The organism is Nocardia implantans (genome assembly GCF_035544775.1).
Taxonomy (GTDB): Bacteria; Actinomycetota; Actinomycetes; order Mycobacteriales; family Mycobacteriaceae; genus Nocardia; species Nocardia implantans.
Map to the genome: position 1 here is coordinate 232,632 of NZ_JAYKYQ010000011.1, position 10,542 is coordinate 243,173.

A 10,542-nucleotide genomic window follows, 5' to 3' on the forward strand; every position below is an offset into this window, starting at 1 on the left:
GGCTCGCCGACCGGGCCCCGCGGGCGATGGACCGGGTGGGCGTCATCGAAGCGTCTGTCCGACCGGCAAGGCGGCGCTCCGCAGGCGTCGACTCAGCGCGCGGTGACGAATCCCTGGGCGACCATCCAGTCCCTGGCGACCTCCGCGGGCTCGCGTCCTTCCACGTCCACCTGACGGTTGAGCTCGGTGATGGCCTCGTTGGTGAGGCGCTGCGAGATCGGCGTCATCACCGCGATCACCTGTGGATGCGCCGCGGCGAAACTCTCGCGCAGCACGAGCGCCGCGTTGTACTTCGGGAAGAACCCACGATCATCTTGCAGCAGAACGAGATTCAGCGCCGGAATGCGTCCGTCGGTGGCGGCGACCGAGCCGAATCGGCACTGCCCGCCGTCGGCGGTCGCCTGGTAGACCACCGCGTCCTGCACGATCTGCTTGCGCACCTTGCTCGTGTCGATCTCGTATTTGCGGGCCAGCCCGGGAAATCCGTCCTGGCGGACGTTGAACTCGGTGCCGACGCAGATGGCCGCGGCCGCCGGATCGGCGGCGGCCAGCCTCGCGTAGTCCGACAGCGTGCGCACACCGGTCTCCTGGGCGGTGCGTGCGCTCATGACCAGCGCGTAGGTGTTGTTCATCGGCGCGAGCGCCGTCCAGAGCATGCCGTGCGCGGCGAGGTCGGCGTCGCGTACCGCCTCGAACTGGCCGATTTCGTCCGGCACCGGTGTCTCGTTGCCGAGGTAGTTGATCCACCCGGTGCCGGTGTAGTCGTAGGCGAGGTCGATCTGCCCGTGCAGCTGGGCGTCGCGCACGCTGTTGGAGCCCTGGATATTGGTCAGGTCGCGCACCTGCGCGCCCGCCGCCGTCAGCGCGAACTCGATCAGATAACCGAGGATGTTCTGCTCGGTGAAATCCTTGGACCCCACCGTGACCTGCACACCGTCCAATTCCGGAACGGGCCGGATGCTGCCGGGACCCACCGGCAGCGGCACCGAACTGCCGGATTGCAGTCCGCAGGCCGCCACCAACGCCACACCCACCCCGAGGGCCAGCGCGCGCCACGCCCGGATCATTTCAGCCCCCTCGGCCCCAGGAACGCTTCGGCGAGCGCGCCGAGCCAGTCCACCAGCAGCGCCAGCGCCACCGCGAGCACCGCGCCGACCACCAGGGTGACGTTGTCGCGCAGCTTGTAGCCGGTGTCGATCAGAATGCCGAGGCCGCCCGCGCTCACCAGGAACGACAGCGTCGCGGTGCCGACCGCGAGCACCAGGGAGGTGCGCAGCCCGGCGAGGATGTAGGGCACCGCGAGCGGGAATTCGATGCGGCGCAACACGGTGACGGCCGACATGCCCTGGCCGCGCCCCGCATCGATGAGCGTCCGGTCCACCTGCTGATAGCCCAAGATGGTGTTGCGCAGCACCGGGAGCAACGAATAGAACGCGATCGGCGCCACGCCGATCCAGAAGCCGGTGGTGCGGGTGACCAGGTAGAACAGCACGATCAGGCCGATGGCCGGTGCGGCGGCGCCGATATTCGCGATACCGACGAAAAACGGTGTCAGACGGCGGAATCCCGGCCTGGTGAGCAAGGTTCCGAGCGGAACGGCCACCGCGACGACGATCAGCACGACCGTCCCGGTGATCCGGACATGCTGCCAGGTGACGGTCGCGACGTTGCCTGCGTTCAGGCTCGCCTGCTGGGTGACGGTGAGGTCGCGGGCGAACGCCCACACCAGCACGCCCGCGGTGAGCAGGAGGACGACCAGCGGCTGCACGACCAACCGGATACGCTCGGCCCTGCGCTGGGCGGCGGGCGACGCGGCGGTGGTCATGCCGCGCCGTCCGTCGCGGCACGGCCTGCTCCGTGCTCGGCGCGCAAGGCCGACAGGTGGCCGACCAGGGTGTCGATGGTGATCAGCCCCGCGTACTCGCCGTGCGCACCGGTCACCACCGCGGTCGCGCTCTGATGGGTCAACAAGGCTTCCAGGGCGTCCTGAAGGGTCGATCTCAGCGACAACGTCTGCGGCACCGCCGTTCCCAGGTCGCGCAGCGAATCGGCATGGGCCAATTGGTCCGCCGACACCCAGCGGCGTGGCCTGCCCTGTGCGTCCAGCACCAGCGCCCACGGCCAGTCCCGGTCCGCGAGCGCCGCGCGCAACTCGCCGACGGGATCCTCTTCGGTGGCGGTGGGGCAGTCGCCGAGATCGACGTCCCCGACTCGGGTCAGGGTGAGCTGTTTGAGCGAGGCGTCCGCACCGACGAAACCGGCGACCGTCTCGTCCGCCGGATCGGCCAGGATCGCCGCGGGCGTGTCGTACTGCAGGATCCGGGAACGGTCGCCGAGCACGGCGATGCGGTCGCCGAGCTTGACCGCCTCGCTGAAATCGTGGGTGACGAAGACGATCGTCTTGCCGAGTTCGCCTTGCAGCCGCAGCAACTCGTCCTGCAGCAACCCCCGGGTGATCGGATCGACCGCGCCGAACGGCTCGTCCATCAGCAGCACGGGCGGGTCGGCCGCCAGCGCCCTCGCCACGCCGACGCGCTGCTGCTGGCCGCCGGACAGCTGGCGGGGATAGCGGTCGCGGAAGGTGCCGGGATCCAGACCGACCAACTCGAGCATCTCGTCCACCCGTTCCGCGACCCGCCGCCGGTTCCACCCGATCAGCCCGGGCACGGTCGCGACGTTCTTCGCGACGGTCAGGTGCGGGAACAGCCCGGCCTGCTGGATCGAATAGCCGATGCCGCGGCGCAACCGGTCGGGCTGGATCGTGGCCGCGTCGCGGCCGTCGATCGTGATGGTCCCGGAACTGGGCTCGATCAGCCGGTTGATCATCCGCATGGTGGTGGTCTTGCCGCAGCCGGACGGTCCGACCAGCACCACGATCTCACCGGCCGGGATGGTCAGCGAGACGCGATCCACGGCCGGATCGCGCTGACCCGGATAGTGTTTGGTCACCGCGTCCAGCACGATCTCGACGCCGGAGACGACGGATGCCGCGCGGCCGCCACTGGTTTCGGTTTCAGTCACGAATTCCCCTGGAGGTGGTGAGCCGTCCGATCAGGACGTAGATCCCGTCGAGGACGAGTGCGAGGACGACGACGAGGATCGTGCCGACCAGCGCCTGCGGCACCGCGTTGGGGCTGCCGAGGCGCGCGAGTCCGGAGAAGATCAGGTTCCCGAGCCCCGGACCCTTGGCGTACGCGGCGAGGGCGAGAATCCCCATGATCAGCTGGGTGCTCACCCGCATGCCGGCCAGGATCGCGGGCCAGGCCAGCGGCAGTTCGATCCGGGCGAGCACCCGCAGCCGGTTCATCCCGACGCCGCGGGCCGCGTCGGTCACGGCCGGGTCCACCGAGGCGAGTCCGATGATCGTGTTTCGCATGATCGGCAGCAGCGCATATACCACCAGCGCGGTGATCGTCGGCGCGACACCGAGGCCGAGCACCGGGATCAGCAAGCCGAGCAGCGCGAACGACGGAACGGTGAGCACCGCGCCCGCCAGCGCGGAGGCGACCGACGAGCCGAACGGACTGCGGTAGACCAGGATCGCGATCAGCACCGAGATCACCGTAGCCAGCAGCACGGATTGCACCACGGCCGAGACGTGCAGGTATGAGTCGACCAGCAACTGGTGCCTCCGGTGCACGATGAATGTCCACAGCGTGTCCAGGGCCGTACCTCCCCATCGGCTGGTCTCTCCGGAGACTAGCGTGGTTTTCCCGGTGCCGTCCATGATTTCGGCTCCGCCGGGCCGGGCTGTCCGCTCAGTCGCCGAACCCGGTGACGGCGCAGGGAACCATTCGGCGTCTTCGCGCGTCGAAATCCATAAGGCGGACAACAGCATCACACGAACGAAGCGGGGGAACCATGACTCGACAGCCGGGATCGCGATCGGGGCGGTGGATCGCGCTCGCGTTGGTGGTGCTCGGTGTGGCCGCCGCGGGCATCGCCGGCGGTCTGTGGTGGCAGAACCGAGCCGACCACCGTGCGATCGCGGGCGAGCGCCTCACCGAGTTCCCCGCGCTGGACCGTTCGGCGCTGGACGCCACCCAAGCCGGAATCGTCGCGGTCGCCGAGCGCGAGTTCGCCGCTCCCGGCGCGGGCCCGAAATACGCGGAAGGAGCGCAGGAGGCGTGGTGCGCCGATTTCGTCAGCTGGGTGCTGCGCGAGGCCGGTGCGCCGCTGGCCAATCCGAATTCGGGCTCCTGGCGGATTCCCGGCGTCTACACCTTGCAGGAGTACTACGAGAGCGTCGGCCGGTTCGTCCCGGTCGGCTCGGGCTATCGCCCGCGGACCGGTGACGTGCTGCTGTACCGGGAGTCCAGTCCGTTCGGGCAGCACACCAACATCGTCCTGCGGACCGATGGCGGCCGGGTGACCACGATCGGCGGCAACGAGTACGGCGAGGTCCGGATCCACCGCTTCGTGCTGGACGACATAGCGGGGGTCGTCGGTTTCGGGCGATTGTGAAGATCACCCCATCTGGCGGGATTCGGCGGATATGCGGGTGAAACGGCGTGCCGGAAAGTCCTACGATGGAGGCGGCGGCGCCCGGCAGCGCCGCCGCCGGTCCCCGCCCTGCTTCCCCCTCATCGGCAGGACGGGGATCTCGGGCGCACAGCAGTGCGTTCCGGGGTGGGACGAGATCGGTCGCGTACCGTGTCGGGTGTCCATCGAGAGGTGAGGGTTGCGGAACTAGCGATGCATCCGACCGACGAACCGAGCAGTGCGCCCGGCTGGATCGATTACGCCGAGTTCGGCGAGCGTTTCGTCACGCACGCCGTGAACGCCGCTCGTATCGAGTCCGCCATCTCCGGCATGACGGGCCGCGGCATGACCATCGGCCCCGTCTCGATCGGCCCGGCCGGACTCGCAGGCTTCGTCGCCGAGGGAAAGGTCGGCGCCCCGCGCGTCCTGCGCAGCGGCCCGAAGGTGACCTTCGAGGTGACCGTCCCCGTATCGCTCACCTTGAAGGTGCTGCTCGGCGGCCGGAAACTGCGGCTGGAGGCCAGGGTGGAAATCGATCTGATCCTGCACGCCCGCACCGCCGAACCCGTGCTCATCGTCATCGACATCCCGCCGATCACCCAGCGCGACATCAGCTTCGTCCTACGCGCCCAAGCGGTGGACTCGGCGTGGGAATGGCTGCTCGACCCGATCGCGGGTGTGGTGCAGCGCGAGGTCGCCTCCAGGGTGAACGCCATGCTGGCCGATCCGCAGACCCGCCGGGGACTGGTGTTCGACGTCGAGGCCATGGTGGCGCGCGAGCGCTCGCCGCATCGGGACCGGCTCGCGTTCGACTGGATCGGCTACGACGAGTTCGGGCATCGGTTCTTCTCCCGCATCGTGACGCGGGAACGGGTATGTGACGTGGTGGAACGGCTGGCGGGCCGGCCGATCGAGGTCGGGCCGCTACGGACGGGCCCGCGGGCAGGCGCTGTCGTGACCGTCCGGGGGCAGGTGCGGATGCCGCGGCTGGCGGATCGGTCGGCAAATCCGGTCGCGTTCGACCTGACGTTGCCGGTGGGCCTGGACATCACGGTCGACGTGCTGAAAGCCAACCGCTATCGCGCCGACCTCGAGGTGCCGTTGGTGCTCACCGCCCGCGCCGCCGATCCCTTGCGTGTGGTGATCGACGTGCCGCCTCCGGACCCGGCCGACATCCGGATGGAGTTCACCGCCCACGGCGCCCGCGCCGCCGCCCTCGGCGCGCTCGCCGGGATAAAGAAGCAGGTCGTGGCCCAGGTGGCTGCGGTTGTCCGCAAAGAACTGGCCGACCCAGCGATGCGCACCATCGATGTCGCCGCGCGCATCGACGGCATCGTGTGAGCCGGCCGCGGCACTGAGCCCATGTGGCGAAAGTGAAATGTGATTCTCCTGGGTCTAGCGGTTCCAATGTGAATGTGGTGAAATGAGTTCACGTTCGAGGCTCCCGGCGCGCGGTGGTTTGGGGAAGGTGCGCCGGGCACGCTGCCATCCATGTCGGGTTGCGCGAAGGAGTCGACGATGCGTTCCAATTCGGTATCCCGGCGTGATCTGTTCGCCTACGCGGCCGCGGCGGCCGTGGTGGGCCTGAGCGCTGCGGCTCCCGCCTCCGCTCGGCCGGCGCTCGGCACTCTCATCGACTACGCCGGTGGTGTTCCCTCCGCCGCGGCGATTCGCGACGCGGGACATATCGGCGTGATCCGCTACGTGTCCGATCGCAGGCCCGGCGCCGAATGGATGGCGGGCAAACCCTTGCGATCAGCGGAGGTCGATGACCTCAAAGCGGCCGGTCTGCAGATCGTGTCCTGTTACCAGTTCGGCAAGGGGCCGACGGCGGACTGGCGCGGCGGGCTGGAAGCGGGCAAGCGGCACGCCGAGCGCGGGCTCGCGTTGCACCGCGCCGCCGGCGGCCCGGACAACGTGCCGATCTACGCGTCCATCGACGACAACCCGTCTCCGGTCGACTTCGCCACCATGATCGCCCCGTACCTGCTGGGCTGGCAGTCCGTGCTCGGCCCGCAGAACACCGGCGTCTACGCGAACACCCCGACCATCGAACTGGCCAGTGCCGCAGGCTTGGGCTCCTGGTACTGGCAGCACAACTGGGGCACGCCCAAAGGTTTCGTGCACCCTGCCGCCAACCTGCACCAGTTCGAGATCGACAAGCAATCCATCGACGGGGTGGGGATCGATGTGAACAACGTGCTAACCCCCCAATATGGGCAGTGGTGAGAACGCGCCGCATCGCTATCCTCATCCTTTTCGGCGGGCCGACCGCTCGACGCTCTGTACAGCGGCCACGCCCGCTTGTCCCGGTTGACGCCCCAGCTGTATGACCTGAGAGGTCAGGAATGCGGCTCGGTGTCTATCGCGTTCGGCTACCCGGCGGCGCCACGAAGATGGCTCCCGGTGGCTGCCCGATGGACGCCTTTGGAGCGTGTTGCGAGGCCCAGCATGCCAGCGTCCCGGAACGGTGCACCCCGATGGTGAGATCGGTGCCTAACGGCCCGGCTCACCGCAACCACGTCTTTCGAGCGAAGCGAGACCGAGCAGCCGCGAACACGCCGCGACGCAGTCGCGGCCGAACAAACACAGCTGGAAAAACGAACACAGCTACGTCTGGCAGTGGCTGATCGGGGTGACGCGCAGGTCGGGCTCGTCGTCGGGGACCACCCGCAGGGAAGGGCGGCTGTCCGGGGCCTCGTGGTCGCCGAGCCACGAGAACAGCGACCACCTGGACAGGCCGGAGAACGCGGAACCGAGGCTGGCGAAAGAGAACGAGGAGATCGCCGACCCGAACGACCCTACCGATCCGATCGACAGCACCGATCCCACGCTGCCGATGGACAGGATCGAATAGGCCGAGCCGATCGAGAGGATCGACCCCTCCGAGCGGATCGACAGAATGGAACGGTGCGAGCGCCTGCTGCGGATCGAATGACCCGGCCGGCTCGACCAGTCCGTGGGTATCGCGCAATCGGTGGTCGCCATAGATAGCGGTCTACCACAGTCCCGCCCCCTCGTGTGGCGGTGCGGCAGATCCGTAGCGGTATTCGCGGAATTCCCGAAAACGACGAAGGCGGCGACCCCGATGGAGTCGCCGCCCTCGGCCGGAGGCTCAGCCTACGGTGAAGAATCCGAGCGTCGGCAGGAACGAGCAGGTCCGCGCCTCCGCGTCAGCGGCCTTGGTGGTCAGCGAGCCGGAGACCACCGCGACGACGCGGCCGCTGCCCGTGTCGGCGATCGCGGACAGCGTGGCGGGGCCGTCCGGGTTGATCTTGGCCTCGTCGGTCAGCGGCAGGACGCCGGACTGACGGGTGTCGAGGTTCAGCCACTGCACCGTCATCGGCGGATCCTGCACGGGCGTCGGCCCCTTGGTGCCGAGCGCGGTGAAGACGAAACCGGTCTGACCCGCCTGCGGGCCGGGCGGAGGCAGCGTGGCGGGGCCCGGCACGGCCAGGGCGGTGCCCACCGAGTCGGCGGACGGGCCGATGCAGCCCTTGCCGATGCTCGGGTACAGGAACTGGGCGATCACCGGGCCGTCCTGCGGCACCTCGGGGCCTCCGCCGCCGCTGCCGTCCAGGAAGGTGATGATCCGTTCGAGCGTGGACTTGATCTGCGGGGGAAGGTTCAAGGTGGCCAGCAGCCTGCGCGCCTGATCGAGGATGGCCGACTGCGGTCCCGCGATGCCCGCGGGGCTCGCGATATCAGCGGGGCCCGCGATGGCGCCGACGATGGCTGGGGCGAGCGCGGCCAGCGCGTCCACCGGAACACCTTCGGGAACCATGGGAACGCTGTTCGTAGCCGCCGCGTGGGCGGTGGCGGGGGCCGCGATTGCTGTCGTCGGCGCGGCGAGCGTGGCACTCGCCGCGATGACGAGTGCGGACAATGCGATCCGCGATCCTCGGGTGCGAAGCACTGGTCTGGCCGTCCTTACCTCGGGTACATCAGGGTTCGATTGCTAAAAGCCATCGTTTCCGGGGTCACTCTAGGGACATTGCGGCTATGTGTACAGCCGCGGGGTCCGGAAGCCGCCGTGGACGAACAGTGTCAGCAGAAGATACCGCGCCCTGATGTTACTGGTGTGAAAGTTGATGCAAATGTTATCGGTGGTTCGAGGGTGGAACCGACCGGATTCGAGCTGCGGTTAATCTAATCGGTGCCGTCCGCGCTGTCGCCAGAACATCCAAGTCCGGGCGTGCCGAACCGACGCACCGCACTCGAGCCGAAAGCCAGCGATTTGAATCGTCATCTCCGATGGGCCGTGTCGGTGCTCGGCCTGTCCGTGCTGGCCCGGCTGCTGTGGATGCTGCTGTCCCCGAACGGGATGAACCTCGTCGACCTGCACGTCTACGTCGGCGGATCGGCCGCGCTGCTGACCGATCATCTCTACGACTTCACGTATGCGGAGAAGACCCCGGACTTCCCGTTGCCGTTCACCTATCCGCCTTTCGCGGCAGTGGTCTTCTTCCCGTTGCACTATCTGCCGTTCACCCTGGTCGCCGTCGCTTGGTTGCTGGCCATCGCCGCGGCGCTGTACGCGGTGGTGCACATCAGTCTGGAACTGCTGTTCGGGGCGCAGCGCTTGCGCACGCCGCGCTGGCGGGCCGCCACCGTCGGCTGGACCGCGCTGGGGCTGTGGCTGGAGCCGGTGCGAACCACGATGGATTACGGCCAGGTCAATGTCTTCCTGGTGCTCGGCGGGATGCTGGCGGTGCGCAGTTCCCGGTGGTGGCTCTCCGGCGGACTGGTCGGGATAGTCGCGGGCATCAAGCTGACGCCCGCGATCACGGGGTTGTATTTCGTCGCGCGCAGGCGCTGGGCGACGGTGGTGTGGTCGGCCGTGGTCTTCGGTGCGACGGTCGGGCTGAGTTTCTTGATCGCACCGGCGGAAGCGCGCCAGTATTTCGGCACACTGCTCGGCGACGCCGACCGGATCGGCCCCGTGGGGTCGGTGTGGAACCAATCGCTGCGCGGCACGCTGAGCCGGATCCTCGGCTACGACGTGCAATCGGGCCCGTGGTGGATCGCGGCCGTGCTGGTGGTCGCGGCGCTGGCGTTCCTGGCTTGGCGCGCGCTCGGCCGGGACGACCGGCTCGGCACGTTGATCGTGGTGCAACTGTTCGGGCTGATGGTCTCGCCCATCTCGTGGTCGCATCACTGGGTGTGGCTGCTGCCGACGGTGCTGTGGCTGGTGTACGGGCCGCTGCGCCGGGCGCCCGGCGCGCGGATCATCGCCGGGTACTGGCTGGTGACCATGCTCGTCGGGGCGCCGTGGGTGCTGTCGTTCTTCCAGGATTCGATCTGGACCATCTCGCGCCCTGGCGTGCTGGCCTGGCTCGGCGCCGTCGACGCGCTCGGCGTCGTGGTGCTCTACCTCTGGGTGATCCGCTTCGGAACTCGCTACGCGCGCCCGGCCGCGGACGAAGGAACTCCCGTGCCGACCGAGGGCACCGCGCGCGCCGCATAGGTGTCGCTCGCCGTGCCCGGAAAGTCACCGCCCGTGTGGATCTTCGACCGCAGGTGCACTCAAATGTTGCAGATCCCATATTGTCGCGCCCAGCTCACCCCGACCAAGTCTTTCGAGCGAAGCGAGACCGAGCATCCGCCGTTCGCGGCCCGGCTCGCGTGCGCGTGGCCACCGCGTAGGCGACGAAGGCAGCGAGCGGATAGTCGGCCCAGCCGACAATCAGCCCCTACGAACCGCGTACGCCTGATCGCGGGCATTGACACCGACGTGCCCAGCGCACCGCGACCACAGGTTTCGAGCGAAGCGAGACCGAGCATCCGCCGTTCGCGGCCCGGCTCGCGTCCGAGTGACCGCCGTGTCCGCGACGAAGGCAGCGAGCGGATGGTCGGCCCAGCCGACAATCAGCCCCTACGAACCGCGTACGCCTGATCGCGGGCATTGACACCGACGTGCCCAGCGCACCGCAACCACAGGTTTCGAGCGAAGCGAGACCGAGCATCCGCCGTTCGCGGCCCGGCTCGCGTCCGAGTGACCGCCGTGTCCGCGACGAAGGCAGCGAGCGGATGGTCGGCCCAGCCGACAATCAGCCCCTA

10 protein-coding genes are annotated in these 10,542 nt (G+C 68.6%); 4 read left to right on the forward strand and 6 right to left on the reverse strand.

All coding sequences use genetic code 11. The annotated features are described in order from the left end of the window. Nucleotides 1-92: 92 nt before the first annotated feature. Genes U3653_RS25775 through U3653_RS25790 form a run of 4 tightly spaced genes read right to left on the reverse strand, consistent with a single transcriptional unit; the run spans nt 93 to nt 3,664 of the window. Nucleotides 93-1,067, reverse strand: a complete 975-nt coding sequence (locus U3653_RS25775) for a glycine betaine ABC transporter substrate-binding protein (RefSeq protein ID WP_195082599.1) — start codon at nt 1,065-1,067, stop codon at nt 93-95. Beyond that, on the reverse strand, nt 1,064-1,825 hold the full coding sequence (locus U3653_RS25780; RefSeq protein WP_195082600.1) for an ABC transporter permease: 762 nt from the start codon (nt 1,823-1,825) through the stop codon (nt 1,064-1,066). Before U3653_RS25780 ends, U3653_RS25775 begins: the two co-directional genes overlap by 4 nt. Further along, on the reverse strand, nt 1,822-3,021 hold the full coding sequence (locus U3653_RS25785; RefSeq protein ID WP_195082601.1) for an ABC transporter ATP-binding protein: 1,200 nt from the start codon (nt 3,019-3,021) through the stop codon (nt 1,822-1,824). The genes U3653_RS25780 and U3653_RS25785 overlap by 4 nt, the downstream gene beginning before the upstream one ends. Continuing rightward, nucleotides 3,014-3,664 (reverse strand): ABC transporter permease, encoded by a 651-nt coding sequence (locus U3653_RS25790; RefSeq protein ID WP_195082662.1) that lies wholly within the window; start codon nt 3,662-3,664, stop codon nt 3,014-3,016. The genes U3653_RS25785 and U3653_RS25790 overlap by 8 nt, the downstream gene beginning before the upstream one ends. A gap of 197 nt (nt 3,665-3,861) precedes the next feature. On the opposite strand from U3653_RS25790, the gene U3653_RS25795 reads away from it, so the two are divergent. The 3 genes from U3653_RS25795 (at nt 3,862) to U3653_RS25805 (ending at nt 6,711) form a co-directional block, all read left to right on the forward strand. After that, nucleotides 3,862-4,464, forward strand: coding sequence for a CHAP domain-containing protein (locus tag U3653_RS25795; RefSeq protein WP_195082602.1), 603 nt, complete (start codon nt 3,862-3,864; stop codon nt 4,462-4,464). 231 nt (nt 4,465-4,695) lie between these two features. After that, on the forward strand, nt 4,696-5,823 hold the full coding sequence (locus U3653_RS25800; RefSeq protein WP_195082603.1) for a hypothetical protein: 1,128 nt from the start codon (nt 4,696-4,698) through the stop codon (nt 5,821-5,823). Nucleotides 5,824-6,000: 177 nt separating this feature from the next. Continuing rightward, nucleotides 6,001-6,711 carry a DUF1906 domain-containing protein gene (locus U3653_RS25805; protein ID WP_195082604.1) on the forward strand — a complete coding sequence of 237 codons (711 nt, stop codon included), beginning with the start codon at nt 6,001-6,003 and terminating at the stop codon, nt 6,709-6,711. A 381-nt stretch (nt 6,712-7,092) separates the two neighbouring features. On the opposite strand, the gene U3653_RS25810 is transcribed toward U3653_RS25805, so the two are convergent. Next, nucleotides 7,093-7,470 (reverse strand): hypothetical protein, encoded by a 378-nt coding sequence (locus U3653_RS25810; RefSeq protein ID WP_195082605.1) that lies wholly within the window; start codon nt 7,468-7,470, stop codon nt 7,093-7,095. Nucleotides 7,471-7,597: 127 nt separating this feature from the next. Then, nucleotides 7,598-8,398: an Rv1157c family protein gene (locus U3653_RS25815; RefSeq protein ID WP_195082606.1), complete on the reverse strand. Its 801-nt coding sequence runs from the start codon at nt 8,396-8,398 to the stop codon at nt 7,598-7,600. A gap of 252 nt (nt 8,399-8,650) precedes the next feature. On the opposite strand from U3653_RS25815, the gene U3653_RS25820 reads away from it, so the two are divergent. Beyond that, a complete protein-coding gene (locus U3653_RS25820; protein ID WP_397071405.1) occupies nt 8,651-9,949 on the forward strand; it encodes a mannosyltransferase in 1,299 nt (432 codons plus the stop codon). Nucleotides 9,950-10,542: the final 593 nt, after the last annotated feature.